Origin of the sequence: Streptococcus sp. k-163, assembly GCF_013277555.1 — a bacterium.
Classification (GTDB): domain Bacteria; phylum Bacillota; class Bacilli; order Lactobacillales; family Streptococcaceae; genus Streptococcus.
Map to the genome: position 1 here is coordinate 62,378 of NZ_VMND01000006.1, position 13,697 is coordinate 76,074.

12 protein-coding genes and 2 pseudogenes are annotated in these 13,697 nt (G+C 42.0%); 4 read left to right on the top strand and 10 right to left on the bottom strand.

Annotation, left to right across the window (positions count from 1 at the left end):
- Positions 1-4: 4 nt before the first annotated feature.
- From HT731_RS02025 to HT731_RS02035, 3 genes are all read right to left on the bottom strand, one after another.
- On the bottom strand, positions 5-802 hold the full coding sequence (locus HT731_RS02025; RefSeq protein WP_173277458.1) for a Nif3-like dinuclear metal center hexameric protein: 798 nt from the start codon (positions 800-802) through the stop codon (positions 5-7).
- The gene (locus tag HT731_RS02030; protein WP_173277460.1) at positions 789-1,466 is read right to left on the bottom strand and encodes a tRNA (adenine(22)-N(1))-methyltransferase TrmK; all 678 of its coding nucleotides are present in this window, start codon (positions 1,464-1,466) and stop codon (positions 789-791) included. Before HT731_RS02030 ends, HT731_RS02025 begins: the two co-directional genes overlap by 14 nt.
- Positions 1,467-1,567: 101 nt before the next feature.
- Positions 1,568-3,904: a cation-translocating P-type ATPase gene (locus HT731_RS02035; RefSeq protein ID WP_173277462.1), complete on the bottom strand. Its 2,337-nt coding sequence runs from the start codon at positions 3,902-3,904 to the stop codon at positions 1,568-1,570.
- A 132-nt stretch (positions 3,905-4,036) separates the two neighbouring features.
- Between HT731_RS02035 and HT731_RS02040 the strand changes: the two genes are divergently transcribed.
- Entirely contained in the window at positions 4,037-4,786 is a 750-nt protein-coding gene (locus HT731_RS02040) for a 1-acyl-sn-glycerol-3-phosphate acyltransferase (protein WP_173277464.1), read from the top strand.
- Positions 4,787-4,829: 43 nt separating this feature from the next.
- On the opposite strand, the gene HT731_RS02045 is transcribed toward HT731_RS02040, so the two are convergent.
- From HT731_RS02045 to rpsO, 6 genes are all read right to left on the bottom strand, one after another.
- Complete coding sequence (locus tag HT731_RS02045; RefSeq protein ID WP_173277465.1) at positions 4,830-5,522, bottom strand: alpha/beta hydrolase-fold protein; 693 nt, start codon at positions 5,520-5,522, stop codon at positions 4,830-4,832.
- Positions 5,503-6,513 (bottom strand): ABC transporter substrate-binding protein, encoded by a 1,011-nt coding sequence (locus HT731_RS02050; protein ID WP_173277467.1) that lies wholly within the window; start codon positions 6,511-6,513, stop codon positions 5,503-5,505. The genes HT731_RS02045 and HT731_RS02050 overlap by 20 nt, the downstream gene beginning before the upstream one ends.
- A 19-nt stretch (positions 6,514-6,532) precedes the next feature.
- Positions 6,533-7,288: an ABC transporter ATP-binding protein gene (locus HT731_RS02055; protein ID WP_173277469.1), complete on the bottom strand. Its 756-nt coding sequence runs from the start codon at positions 7,286-7,288 to the stop codon at positions 6,533-6,535.
- A gap of 1 nt (position 7,289) precedes the next feature.
- Positions 7,290-8,336, bottom strand: coding sequence for an iron ABC transporter permease (locus tag HT731_RS02060; RefSeq protein ID WP_000949313.1), 1,047 nt, complete (start codon positions 8,334-8,336; stop codon positions 7,290-7,292).
- A 234-nt stretch (positions 8,337-8,570) separates the two neighbouring features.
- Positions 8,571-9,182, bottom strand: coding sequence for a CadD family cadmium resistance transporter (locus HT731_RS02065; RefSeq protein WP_173277471.1), 612 nt, complete (start codon positions 9,180-9,182; stop codon positions 8,571-8,573).
- A gap of 814 nt (positions 9,183-9,996) precedes the next feature.
- Complete coding sequence (gene rpsO, locus HT731_RS02070; protein ID WP_001018251.1) at positions 9,997-10,266, bottom strand: 30S ribosomal protein S15; 270 nt, start codon at positions 10,264-10,266, stop codon at positions 9,997-9,999.
- A 204-nt stretch (positions 10,267-10,470) separates the two neighbouring features.
- Between rpsO and HT731_RS09330 the strand changes: the two genes are divergently transcribed.
- The 3 genes and pseudogenes from HT731_RS09330 to thrS all read left to right on the top strand — a co-directional run bounded on the left by HT731_RS09330 (position 10,471) and on the right by thrS (position 13,109).
- Positions 10,471-10,815 (top strand): hypothetical protein, encoded by a 345-nt coding sequence (locus HT731_RS09330; RefSeq protein WP_240151646.1) that lies wholly within the window; start codon positions 10,471-10,473, stop codon positions 10,813-10,815.
- Between the two features lie 101 nt (positions 10,816-10,916).
- Positions 10,917-11,125 (top strand): annotated as a pseudogene (locus HT731_RS02075) (hypothetical protein).
- A 40-nt stretch (positions 11,126-11,165) separates the two neighbouring features.
- Positions 11,166-13,109, top strand: coding sequence for a threonine--tRNA ligase (thrS, locus tag HT731_RS02080; RefSeq protein WP_173277473.1), 1,944 nt, complete (start codon positions 11,166-11,168; stop codon positions 13,107-13,109).
- Between the two features lie 150 nt (positions 13,110-13,259).
- On the opposite strand, the pseudogene HT731_RS02085 reads toward thrS, so the two are convergent.
- Positions 13,260-13,697: pseudogene (locus HT731_RS02085) on the bottom strand (TIGR00341 family protein); the annotation flags it as partial.

A 13,697-nucleotide genomic window follows, 5' to 3' on the forward strand; every position in this document is an offset into this window, starting at 1 on the left:
CTAACTAGATATGGTGGAAAGGATTGGTCGATGCTTGACTAGGCAAAATATCAATAGACCAGCCCTTCTCTGCCTTCCATTGAGTAAGGAGTGCTGCGATTTTTTCCACAAAAAGCACTTCGATATAGTGGCCTGGATCCAGTGCCAGCAAGCCATCAGACAGCATATCTTGGGCAGTGTGATAGTAGATATCGCCAGTAATATAGACATCTGCTCCCTTAGCTAAAGCATCCTTATAGAAAGACTGCCCGCTACCACCACAGATGGCCACTCTTGAAATAGGCTTCTGCAAATCACTCTCTTGATAATGCACCATTCGAAGACTATCTAGGCCAAAGACTTGCTTGACATGTTGGGCCATTTCTCCAAATGTCTTAGGTTGAATATTCCCAATACGTCCAATTCCACGTTCTGGACCTGTTTCCTGCAGATAAGTCGTCTCCTCAATGCCTAGCATCTGGCAGAACCAGTCATTGAGGCCATTTTCAACGATGTCAATATTGGTATGGCTGACATAAACTGCGATATCATGCTTTATCAGATCAATGTAAATCTGATTTTGTGGACGGCTAGCTACCAAATCCTTGATGGGACGGAAAATCGGCGCGTGCTTGACAATAATCAAGTCCACACCCTTTTCAATGGCTTCAGCCACCGTTTCTTCACGAATATCCAGAGCAACCATGACCCTTTGGATATCTTTGTCCAAAGTTCCAATTTGCAGGCCACGACTGTCTCCCTCCATGGAAAATTCCTGAGGACAAAAGCCTTCATAACATTTAATCACTTCACTTGCTAGCATGAAGAACCTCCTTAATGGCTTGAATTTTATCTACTAGAACTTGACATTCCTCCAAATTTTTTTCTGGAATTTGTCCGAGAGCAAATTCTAGCTTGGCAGCTTCTTTTTGCCACTTTTGGACAAAGACTGGGCTGACTTCTTTGGACAATATAGGTCCAAAGCGGACATCACTGGCTGATAACTTCATTTTTCCAGCTTCCACAACTAGAATTTCATAAAATTTACCAGCTTCTTCTAAAATGCTTTCTGCCACAATCTGAAAATCGTTATCTTGCAACCAAATGCGCAAGTCGTCTTCACGATTATTAGGCTGTAGGATTAAACACTCTACATTAGCCAGCTTGTCCAAGCCCTCTTCTAAAATCCTAGCAATCAAACGACCACCCATACCAGCAATGGTAATGACCGACACTTGATCTGTCTCTTCAAAGGCTGCCAAGCCATTGGCTAAACGAACCTGGATTTTCTCCTTTAGACCATGAGCCTCAACATTTTTGACCGCAGATTGGTAGGGACCTTCCACAACCTCCCCTGCAATAGCTCCTTCGATTTGGCCTCTCTCAACCAACTCAATTGGCAGATAAGCATGGTCACTTCCCACATCTAGTAAAATAGTTCCCTGTGGCACAAAGGAAGCCACCAATTCTAATCTCTTTGAAATCATCTTCTCTCTCTTTCCAAAACTCTGTTACCTCTTATTATACCACATTTCAACTGGCAATCTTGTACCTAAAAAGACCGCAATACACAGATTGCAGCCCTTCTTTATTTTCTGGCTTGATAGCGACTAGTCAGGATGAAAATCACGGTAAAGACCAACATCATGACACCATAAACAGGTAATGTTTGTCCTGTTAAGGTTGAGATTTCAAGCAATTTTTGAATTCTTGGGAAGAGAGCTGTGGCTAAGAAGCCTCCTACTGACCAAACAATCAAGAGGACACGCCATAGGGTAAATGGCATGCAGGCTCTAAATACAGATAAGAAACCAATTGACCCCAAGAGATAATAGAGTAGAGTTGAGATTTCTAACTCAGACCAACCTTGGCTACTTCCAAATAGTTTCACAAAAAGAACGCTGAACACAACCATGAGAGCACTTGGTAGGGCACGAAGCATGGATCTTCTGAGGAAGTTTGGCTCGACAGGTTTGATATTTCGCTCAAAAGTCAGAACGAATGGTGGGAAACCTTCCACGAACTGGTCAATCATGGTAATCTGGATTGGAATGAAAGGGAAAATCAAGATCCACTCAGACCGACCTAGTAAAGCACTGGCGATACAGATAACTGCGAGCAAGAATGAGTAGATGGTCTTTATCAAGAAAATCGGGGCGATATGGGCAATGTTATTGACCACGCGACGACCTTCAAAGAGAATCTCAGGAACATCATTAAAGTCAGAGTTCAAGAGAACCAGATTGGCAATCTGACGAGTCGCAGGATCTCCCTCAGCCATCACGATAGAACAATCCGCCTCACGAAGGGCCAGGATATCATTAACTCCATCCCCTGTCATAGCTGTTGTATGACCCGCTTTTTTCAGCGTTTGGATGATGAGTTTCTTTTGATGAGGGGAAACACGTCCGAAAATGGCAGTCTCCTCAGCCATAGAAACCAATTCCTCATCCGTAATTTTGGAGCAATCTACATAGCTGTGGTAGTCCGCAAAACCAGCCTTCTGGGCAATACTTGAAACAGTGACTGGATTATCACCAGAGATAATTTTCAATCCCACTTCCTGAGAACGAAGATAGTCCAGCGTCTCTGCTGCTCCCTCTCGAATGGGGTCCAAGATTTCCAGCAAGGCTAGAGCATGAATATCAGAAGGTTTCTGTGGTTTGTGATGGTCTAATTTCTCCTGACTGAGAGCTAAGACCAAGACACGTGAACCTCTCTCCAAGGCCTCCCTGGCTTCTGGTACCTCAGAATCCAGCAACATCTCAGGCGCCCCTAAGAAAACTGTTCCCAAACCTTCTAACTCCATGGCTCCCCACTTCCGGTCGCTTGAGAAAGGCAGATTGGAAAGCATAGGGTAGGCTACTTCTCCCACAAAACGCTGGCGAATGGCTTGAGCTGTTGGATTTTTATCCTCACTATGGGCCATATAGCTGGCCAAGATGCTAGCAAGCGCTGACTCTCCATACTCTTCGGTCAAAGGAAGAACAGCCTCCACCTGCATCTTTCCTTGGGTGATGGTGCCTGTCTTGTCCAGACAGAGCATATCCACGCGCGCCAAGGTCTCAACAGAGTACATTTCCTGAACCAAGACCTTTTTCAAGCCCAACTTAATCACCGCTGTCAAGAGCGAAGTAATGGTCAAAAGGGCAATTCCCTTAGGCAACATTCCCAGCAGGGCTGTCGACGAATTTACAACGGATGACTTGAGAGGCAGACCTTTCAACATCAAGGCTTCTAGCAAGAGAGCCAGACCAAAAGGAATGATAATCTTTCCAGTAAAACCTGCTAACTTGTCCAGCGATTTCATGATACGGGAGTTGATAGGTTTAACGGTCTTGGCTTCCAGCATGAGTTTGGCAGCATAGTTGTCTGCACCTATATGATGGACACGAGCTAAAACTGCCCCACTGGCTAAGAAACTTCCTGACAAAAGCAAGGCATCCACTTCCTTTTGCACCAAATCACTTTCCCCCGTCAACATGGCTTCATTGACTTCCGCAAAGCCTTCCAAAACCAAGGCATCACTGGGAATCTGCTCTCCAGCAGACAGACGAATGACATCTCCTAACACCAATTCTTCAGGATTCAGAGCCACTTCTTGACCATCACGAATAGTTTTGACCTTTTCCTTGGTCATGAGATTGAGCTTGTCCACCATGTGTTTAGCCCGTAGCTCGGTCACAATTCCAGAAAAAGCGTTAAAGCAGATAACGGCAAAGAAGACCAGATTGCTCCAAGCCTGCACAAAGGCAAGGGCCAAAGCAATGGCAAAGTTTAAAGCGTTAAAAAGAGTAAAGACATTTCGTTTAACGATTTGCCAAGTGCTGGTACTGGCTGATGCGGTAAAATCATTGACCAAGCCCTTAGCCTGTCTTTCCTTGACTTCTCTTTGGGTTAATCCCATAATCTTATTTTTATCCATAAATTCTATCATATCATTTTTTCTAAAAGAATTCTAATCTCATCCTAAATATGCACCTAGTCAAGGGAAAAGTTTGCCAGCCCTCCTTTGATAAGGTATAATAATAACAAGAAAATAATCGAAGGAGATCGCATGTTTTATACTTATTTACGTGGATTGGTTGTCTTGCTCCTATGGTCCATCAATGGCAATGCCCACTATCATAATACTGATAAAATTCCTAATCAAGATGAAAATTATATTTTAGTTGCGCCTCACCGTACCTGGTGGGATCCTGTTTACATGGCCTTTGCGACCAAGCCAAAACAGTTCATCTTTATGGCTAAAAAAGAACTCTTCACCAACCGTATCTTTGGATGGTGGATTCGTATGTGTGGTGCCTTTCCTATTGACCGTGAAAATCCTAACGCTTCAGCCATCAAATATCCTATCAATGTTCTCAAAAAAAGCGACCGCTCTCTCATCATGTTTCCAAGTGGAAGCCGTCACTCAAACGATGTCAAGGGTGGAGTTGCCCTGATTGCCAAAATGGCCAAGGTCCGTATCATGCCGGTTACCTATACAGGTCCCATGACTTTGAAAGGCTTGATTAGTCGTGAACGTGTCGATATGAACTTTGGAAATCCAATTGATATCTCAGATATCAAGAAAATGAATGATGAAGGCATTGAAACAGTCGCCAATCGTATCCAAACAGAATTCCAACGTCTAGACCAAGAAACCAAACAATGGCACAATAATAAAAAACCAAATCCACTCTGGTGGTTTATCCGCATCCCTGCTCTCATCCTTGCCATTATCCTCGCTATCCTAACTATCATCTTTAGCTTTATCGCAAGCTTCATCTGGAATCCAGATAAAAAGAGAGAAAAACTTGGTTAAATAAATACAACAATCCCTTGGCAAAAGCCAAGGGATAAATCTTTTATTCGATTTTCCATTTTTGGGCCAACCAGCTGGAAAAAGCTAGGAATCGCTCAGCTACTTGTTCATGGTGTCCATAAGTATCAAAGACAAACTGACCGTTCGGATAGCGTTTCTGAAGACTGGTCTGGATTTGCTCAGCATAGACTGGTGCTTGAGCCAAGCGATTAGTATGATAGGCTCCTTCTGTTTGACCGTTCTGTAAATACAGCAAACAGTCCAAATTTTTCACATTTTCTTCCTTGCAATAAGTCGTAAAATCAGGATACCAAAAGGAACCGCAGATCGAAAAGACACAGGAAACCTTGTCAAAGCTGAAAAGACTGTAGACTGCCGCCAAACCACCTAGTGAGTAGCCTCCATAAGCAAGGCGAGTTTCGTCCAGGCGATAAAGTGACTGCAACTTGTCTAAAAGACCTCCAAATAAATGATCATGATAGACGTTGGCCTGACCTCTAAAATCTGGAGCTCCATCTCTCAGAGCAGCTGCCTTCCAGGGAGTGTAATCATCTAGGCGATTTTTAGAGGTCAAGCCCACTAAAATCACAGATTCGGAAAGGGACGATAGGAAATCCAAATTTCCATCATTCAATAAAATAGCCGGATAGGTTTGATTGAGGTCGTAGTTAGAAGGAAGGCTGATTTTGACTTGAATTCCTTCCCAATCAAACTCATTATTTATTGATAAAGTCATTGATTTTCTCAAGGGAATCAATCACTGCTGGACCATAGTCCATCAATTCATCGTAAGAGATGGTCATAATTTTTTGATTCTTAATAGCAGGAACGCTTTCCAAAACAGCATTTGCCTTCATCAACTCTACTGCTTTTTCATCCAATTTTTTATTGCGATCGCTGGTTACATAGATAATCAATTCAGGATCCATTGACACAAGATTTTCCAAGGTCAAGCCTGATGTCCCCGTAGCAACGTTGGTATAACCAAGTTGGTTCAACAAACTTTCTTGCAAAGCAGACTTATAGGCACCGAAGGTTTCATCATTATAAGCAACCATAATCAAAGCCTTTTTCTTTTCACCTTGACTTGCTGGGTTTGCTTTCTTAACAGCGTCAATTTTAGTTTGTAATTGGGCCGCGTATTCATTGGCCTTGTCCTGCACATTAAAAATCATTCCAAGATTTTTTACATCTTCTACGATATTCCCCAAATCTTGCTGAATTGTTGAGAGAGAAGCTTTTTGCGTATAAACTGGGATTTTATTTTCATTCCAAGTGCTAACTGTCCCCAAGGATTTTTCAGAAAACATCATGTTTCGACCCATCACAGCATCTGGCTCATAAGAGAGGACTGTCTCTTGTGAGACTGTTTTTTTATCCCCAATTTGAGGAATAGTCGCAATCGCGTCCTTGTATTTGTCCGTCACAGCATTGTCTGGATTGAGCATGCCAACAATTTTATCCTTCAACCCCAACTCCAATAAGATTTCCGTGGTTGAAAGATTATTTGTAATAACTTTTTCAGGTGCCTTGTCAAAAACTTGTTCGACTTCATTCCCTTTCGCGTCATAGGTTTTAACCGTTAACGGATAAGTCGTCTCTGCGTTAGCCTTTTGACTTGTCTCTGCGCTAGACTGCGTGGTAGCTTTTTCTGTAGTAGTATTACCACAAGCTGCCAGAGTTAGGGTAGCTACTGCTACGAGTAAAATGCTTAGTGTTTTTTTCATCTTGTTTTCCTTTTCATTCTTATAAATAGTGAATCATGGCTTGCTGATCCTCGGTCCAAGTCACCTGACTTTGAACTCCATATACAGTTTGCAATGACTCAGGGGTGATGGTCTCCTTTGGAGTCCCTTGGTAAAGGATTTCCCCCTCTTTCATCAGATAGAGATAATCCGAATAGCGACAAGCAAGTTGAATATCATGCAGGACAGCTAGAACATTGACCTTGAGCTCCTTCACAATGGCCAACAAGTCTAGCTGGTACTTGATATCCAGATGATTGGTTGGTTCGTCCAGGAGCAAGAGAGTCGGTTCTTGCGCCAAGACGCGGGCTAGTAAGACTCGCTGTTTCTCTCCCCCTGATAAGGACGAATAGAGACGAGTTTTCTTCTCGAGCATATCCACCTTAACGAGGGCATCTTGAACGAGTGTAAAATCTCTTTCCCTTTCCTTCTGTAAAAAAGAGAGGTGGGGAGTTCTTCCCAGCAAGACGATTTCTTCAACTGTACAATCAAACTGCAGCTGGTTAAACTGGGTCACAACTGCCATTTGCTTGGCTGTTTCTTTGAGCGTCCATTGTTCCAGAGGCTTTCCATCTAGACTTATCAAGCCTTTATCCGCCTTTTCCTGACGATAGAGGAGTTTAAGTAGACTGGTTTTTCCACTTCCATTTGGTCCTAATATCGTGTGAAATTGATGCCCTTCAACCTTAAGAGAGACTCCTTTGAGGATTTTTTTCTCACCTAGTCCAAAATGGATATCCTGACAAATCAAGTCCATATCAGACCCTCACCTCCCTTCGCCTACCTCCAACAATGTAGACAAAGAAGGGAGCACCTACTAAGGCTGTAAAAATACCAATAGGAAGCTCTGCGTTTGGAATGATGATACGAGAGAGTACGTCTGCCCAGATGACAAAGAGGGCACCCAGCAAGGTTGCAACAGGAAAAAGCCTCTTGTAATTCGTTCCTACTAATCCTCGAGCTAAATGTGGAGTAATCAGACCGACAAATCCAATAATCCCACAGGTTGCCACTAAGACTGCTGTCAGCACAGCCACCATGGTCACATAAAGATACCAATAAAAGCGTAAGGGAATCCCCAAAGTTAAAGCAGCCTCATCTCCCATCATCATCGCATTGAAAACACGATACTGAGTAGAGAAAAATAGAAAGGCTATTCCTACTACTATAGTTGGCAGGACCAAGTCTGCCCAGGAAGTCCCAGCAAGCGAGCCCATGGTCCAAAACTTAATGGTCATCACACTGTCCGCATTAGCACCGACTGAGATAATAAAGTTTGAAAAAGCCAGAAAGAGAGCGTTGACCACCGTTCCTGATAAGATCAGACTGGAAGTCGTCATCCTTCCCTGCACAGAGGCAATGATGAGGACAGCAATTGTTGCCAAAATAGCTCCAATAAAAGCTCCAAGGCTAATCATCACTTTTAAACCAAGAATGATGCTCAATGTTGCCCCTAGAGTTGCACCAGCAGAGATGCCTAAGACATAGGGCTCTGCGATGGGATTGTTTACCGTGGACTGCATCACGCTACCACACATAGAAAGGCCTGCTCCTACTATCAGACCTAACAATACTCGAGGGAATCTCATGTTCCATACAATGGCAAGAGTAGACTTGGAAACCTCTCCTATCTCAAGAGGAAATCCCAACCTGCTCAAAATAATCCGATAGGTATCTCCTAGATCAATCGCAACAGATCCCATTGAAACTGCTAGAAAGAGAGAAATCCCTAAAATACCTAGCAAAATAACTAAAAGTAACACAAATTGCTGGTCTTGTCGGCTTCCAGAAAATTTGGAAAGCATGCAAACCTCCTTTAATAGAATCTTAAAAATTTAGAAAATTCTCATGAAAAGTATATCATATTTTCAACAATGGAACAAGATGAGAACAAATGAATATAGTTGATTTTATTGTGCTAGGAACCGTAACCGAAGATTATACTTGAGTATATCGAGGTAAGGTGCCAACGCAAAAAGCCCTCTGAAGTCAGAGAGCTGATTTGAGCTCGGGCTAAAATCCTAGTGAAACAAAAAAATCTACACGATCAGAAAAGTCTCTATCGTGCCATTTTCATACATGATGTATAGTCCAAGTACAATGAATACTAAGGGCACAATGATTCGCTCGTATTTTTCAATTGTCTCGAATATTAACGGAATAGAGGATAACACCCGACTAATCTCGCATAAGATAATTATGCCGATTACAAACACAAGCAAGGCCACGAGGGTCTGTGACCAATCTAACGAAGCAAAATAAGGTATATAGATACCTAAATTATCTCCGCCAGACGCAATTGTTAGCAATGTAACTGTCCAAAACAGTTGATTTGCCTTGCTTTGTTCTAATCTTTCAATAATTTCTTCCTCTTCTTCCTCTTCTTCCTCACCTTCTCCAACAATTGCAAAGCGAATCCCTAAATAGATAGGGATTAAACCAAGCAATCCAACCATCCATTCTTCAGGCACGAAATTAACGACATAAGCAGCAACTAAACTCGCCCCTACAAGTAAGCCTGTGCCTAGATATTGCCCCGCATAAATATGCCATTTTTGTTTATTCTGTGATAGCTGTGCAAATAAAATAATTAAATAATCGATACTGGTGGAAATATAAACACCAATAGCAGATATGATTGTCTGTCCCATAAAAAACCTCCTGTATTGGTCAGTAATAAATCAGCAGATTTTAGGAGAGCACAGACACATTAATTTAGCTATCGCTAGTGGGTAATGTCGAACATAGGAAAGCATTTTACTCCTCCTCAAAACGTAGTTACAAAGTAATTTCTAACTGGAATTCGGTGACTACTTCCATGTAAAGTATAACATACTATACTTTACTTCGTAAAGTGTGGGCTCTCCGAGGGGGCTTGCAGACAGCTACTCGGCTTTTCAAGCCGAGTAGCTACGCACCTTTATGGTGTAATTAGCTGATACCATTTGAGGTTTTTGTAGTCTCCAAAATTGTGACCGATAAAACCTCAATAAAAAAGCCCTCTGAAAATCAGAGAGCTGATTTGAGCCCGAGCTAAAATCCTAGTGAAAAAGATGGAACTCCTTGTGTTCATCGAACACTGTGTCATTTCCCTATTTTCATACGGATTTTTGACGCCCTTAGCATCATGATTCTTGCTTGATAAAACGTTTATAGACTAGGCGACGAGGCGAAGATTGTACAAAATTTTTAGTGAAACAAAAAAATCTCCCCGAAGGGAGAATATCTGGTTTATTTTACCTTACAGTGCTAGGAACCGTAACCGAAGATTATACTTGAGCATATCGAGGTAAGGTAACAAAAGTAAAAAAGCTACCCAATTTAGAGTAGCTTCATTATCAAGATATGCTCAATTGAACACGGCCTAAGCACTTGGCAAAAAAGATAAAATCTCCTAGAAACTGAAGTTTCTTCGTCAATTTTCCTATTTTTGCTTTGTGCTTTTGACGGCCTTTGTATCTTGAATTAGCGACGAAGTCCTAGAGAGTTGATCAACTCACGGTAACGGTTAACGTCGTTTTTACGCAAGTATGCAAGCAAGTTACGACGGCGACCGATTTTTTTCATCAATCCACGGTAAGTAGCGTGGTCTTTTTTGTGTTGTTTGATGTGTTCGTTAAGGTGGTTGATTTCCCAAGTAAGGACAGCAACTTGAACCTCTACTGAACCTGTATCACCTTCGTGACGTGCATATTGTGCGATGATTTCATTTTTTTTCTCTTTTGAGATTGCCATGATGTTTCTCCTTTTTATTTGGCTTCATCCGAGTGACAGGTTGGCATGCCTGTAACCAAGAAGAAGTTATTTGTCTTTACGACAATCCCTATTCTACCAATAACTAACTTCTTTGTCAACAGATTTACTTTCTTGTTTTAAACATGCTATAATAATCATAGCAAGAGATCTAAGTTGTCTGTTTTTTAAAACGAGGTGATTATCATGCCTAGATTCTATTCCCATCTCCCCTACTATCTGGTCATATTTTTCTTTTATTGGCCACTTTATCAGTTGTTATCACTAATTATTTCTGACCCCCTTTTTCTCAAGAGTCTCTACGTAAATAATATTCTCTTCTTTACACCTCTGGCAATCTTGATTGTATCGTTACTCTATAGCTACCGTTTCCGTTTCTCTCTTTGGTGGTTACTGGGGAACGGACTGCTCTATTGCTTTACTATCATAACTTTTGGTGAGTTTATACTAATTTACTTGCTAATCTATGAAACCTTGGCTCTGGTGGGCATGGCTTCCGGTATTGGCATCAAGCATATTCTACAAAAATGAAAAACAAAAACTTTCACAAAATCCTTGAAAAATCTCACAATCATGCTATAATAATCCTTAGAGACAAGTCACTTAGTCCCTTTCTACTAGAGAGTGCGTGGTTGCTGAGAACGCATAGAAAGACTATACTGATACTACTCTACTGACTTTTATGCAAACATAAAACGGTGGCCACGTTAGAGCCAATCAGAGGTGTCCCTCTCTTTTGAGGTACATAAATGAAGGTGGAACCACGTTGCGACGTCCTTTCGAGGATGTCGCTTTTTGTTTTTCTAGCTTTCACTATCCTCTGCCCCTGTTTTCAGAATAGGGTTAACACATTCGTCAATAATATAAGTAAGGAGAACATCATGATTAACATTACTTTCCCAGATGGCGCTGTTCGTGAATTCGAATCTGGCGTTACAACTTTTGAAATTGCCCAATCTATCAGCAATTCCCTAGCTAAAAAGGCCTTGGCTGGTAAATTCAACGGCAAACTCATCGACACTACTCGTGCGATCACTGAAGATGGAAGCATCGAAATCGTGACACCTGATCACGAAGATGCCCTTCCAATCTTGCGTCACTCAGCCGCTCACTTGTTCGCCCAAGCAGCTCGTCGTCTTTTCCCAGACATTCACTTGGGAGTTGGTCCAGCCATCGAAGATGGTTTCTACTACGATACTGACAACACAGCTGGTCAAATCTCTAACGAAGACCTTCCTCGTATCGAAGAAGAAATGCAAAAAATTGTCAAAGAAAACTTCCCATCAATCCGTGAAGAAGTGACTAAAGACGAGGCACGTGAAATCTTCAAAAATGACCCTTACAAGTTGGAATTGATTGAAGAACACTCAGAAGACGAAGGCGGTTTGACTATCTATCGTCAGGGTGAGTATGTAGACCTCTGCCGTGGCCCTCACGTCCCATCAACAGGCCGTATTCAAATCTTCCACCTTCTCCATGTAGCAGGTGCTTACTGGCGTGGAAATAGCGACAACGCTATGATGCAACGTATCTACGGTACAGCTTGGTTTGACAAGAAAGACTTAAAAAACTACCTCCAAATGCGTGAAGAAGCTAAGGAACGTGACCACCGTAAACTTGGTAAAGAGCTTGACCTCTTCATGATTTCTCAAGAGGTTGGTCAAGGGCTTCCATTCTGGTTGCCAAATGGTGCGACTATTCGTCGTGAATTGGAACGCTATATCGTTGACAAAGAGTTGGCTTCTGGCTACCAACACGTATACACTCCACCACTTGCTTCTGTTGAACTTTACAAGACTTCTGGTCACTGGGATCATTACCAAGAAGACATGTTCCCAACTATGGACATGGGTGACGGGGAAGAATTTGTTCTTCGTCCAATGAACTGTCCGCACCACATCCAAGTCTTCAAACACCATGTTCACTCTTACCGTGAATTGCCAATCCGTATCGCTGAAATCGGTATGATGCACCGTTATGAAAAATCTGGTGCCCTTACTGGTCTTCAACGTGTACGTGAAATGTCACTCAACGACGGTCACCTCTTTGTGACTCCAGAACAAATCCAAGAAGAATTCCAACGTGCTCTTCAGTTGATTATCGATGTTTATGAAGACTTCAACTTGAATGAATACCGCTTCCGCCTCTCTCTTCGTGACCCTCAAGATACTCATAAGTACTTTGATAATGATGAGATGTGGGAAAATGCTCAAACCATGCTTCGTGCAGCCCTTGATGAAATGGGCGTGGACTACTTTGAAGCCGAAGGTGAAGCAGCCTTCTACGGACCAAAATTGGATATTCAAGTTAAGACCGCTCTTGGAAAAGAAGAAACTCTTTCTACTATCCAACTTGACTTCTTGCTTCCAGAACGCTTCGATCTCAAATACATCGGAGCTGATGGTGACGAACACCGTCCAGTTATGATCCACCGTGGGGTTATCTCAACTATGGAACGCTTCACAGCTATCTTGATTGAGAACTACAAGGGTGCCTTCCCAACATGGCTTGCACCACACCAAGTAACCCTCATCCCAGTATCTAACGAAAAACACGTGGACTACGCATGGGAAGTAGCTAAGAAACTCCGTGACCGCGGTGTCCGTGCAGATGTAGATGAGCGCAATGAAAAAATGCAGTTCAAGATCCGTGCTTCACAAACCAGCAAGATTCCTTACCAATTGATCGTTGGGGACAAGGAAATGGAAGACGGAACAGTCAACGTTCGTCGCTACGGCCAAAAAGAAACACAAACTGTCTCAGTTGATGACTTTGTTCAAGCTATCCTAGCTGATATCGCCAACAAATCACGCGTTGAGAAATAAGAGATGAAACCTGGGATAAAATCCTAGCTACCTAAAAAGCAACAACTATTTCAGCTGTTGCTTTTTATATTTTATTTAATCTGAGCTAGTAGTGATTGGTCAAAGCACCACACAAGATTTACTTTCATGAGTTAGATAAAGTCAGTATCCTCAATCCTTGTCTGCTTCATTTTCTTTTACAAGATCTTTTTGTGAATCCTTTTCAGAGAGTTTTTGATCGATATACTTGTTAATGGTTTCATAAAATTCCTTGGTCGAATCACTGTCTAATTTTGTCGAATTATGAACTTGATTGACTTTCAATTGAACAGATTGAATACCGTAAGAGGCTTGTTTTTGGTGGAGTGTTTCTAATTCTTCTTCTGAAATCGGATCTCCAACAACCGTCAAGACCAATTCATTGTTACTTGACTTGTAGACTTGATTAATAACCGTATAATTGGCGAACTCTTTTCCTACAAACTGTTTGATCCCTTCTTTGCGCGCTTGTTCTATTGTCAGAGTAACTGCCGAATAGCTAGCTGGAAGAATCAACAATACAATCAAAGATATCAAGCCAATTCTCATTTTAATGCTCAGCTCTTTAAA

Excerpts from the sequence above, each read along its gene's own strand:
- HT731_RS02025 (WP_173277458.1), bottom strand. The coding sequence starts at position 802 with ATGCTAGCAAGTGAAGTGATTAAATGTTATGAAGGCTTTTGTCCTCAG.
- HT731_RS02030 (WP_173277460.1), bottom strand. The coding sequence starts at position 1,466 with ATGATTTCAAAGAGATTAGAATTGGTGGCTTCCTTTGTGCCACAGGGA.
- HT731_RS02035 (WP_173277462.1), bottom strand. The coding sequence starts at position 3,904 with ATGGATAAAAATAAGATTATGGGATTAACCCAAAGAGAAGTCAAGGAA.
- HT731_RS02040 (WP_173277464.1), top strand. The coding sequence starts at position 4,037 with ATGTTTTATACTTATTTACGTGGATTGGTTGTCTTGCTCCTATGGTCC.
- HT731_RS02045 (WP_173277465.1), bottom strand. The coding sequence starts at position 5,522 with ATGACTTTATCAATAAATAATGAGTTTGATTGGGAAGGAATTCAAGTC.
- HT731_RS02050 (WP_173277467.1), bottom strand. The coding sequence starts at position 6,513 with ATGAAAAAAACACTAAGCATTTTACTCGTAGCAGTAGCTACCCTAACT.
- HT731_RS02055 (WP_173277469.1), bottom strand. The coding sequence starts at position 7,288 with ATGGACTTGATTTGTCAGGATATCCATTTTGGACTAGGTGAGAAAAAA.
- HT731_RS02060 (WP_000949313.1), bottom strand. The coding sequence starts at position 8,336 with ATGCTTTCCAAATTTTCTGGAAGCCGACAAGACCAGCAATTTGTGTTA.
- HT731_RS02065 (WP_173277471.1), bottom strand. The coding sequence starts at position 9,182 with ATGGGACAGACAATCATATCTGCTATTGGTGTTTATATTTCCACCAGT.
- rpsO (WP_001018251.1), bottom strand. The coding sequence starts at position 10,266 with ATGGCAATCTCAAAAGAGAAAAAAAATGAAATCATCGCACAATATGCA.
- HT731_RS09330 (WP_240151646.1), top strand. The coding sequence starts at position 10,471 with ATGCCTAGATTCTATTCCCATCTCCCCTACTATCTGGTCATATTTTTC.
- thrS (WP_173277473.1), top strand. The coding sequence starts at position 11,166 with ATGATTAACATTACTTTCCCAGATGGCGCTGTTCGTGAATTCGAATCT.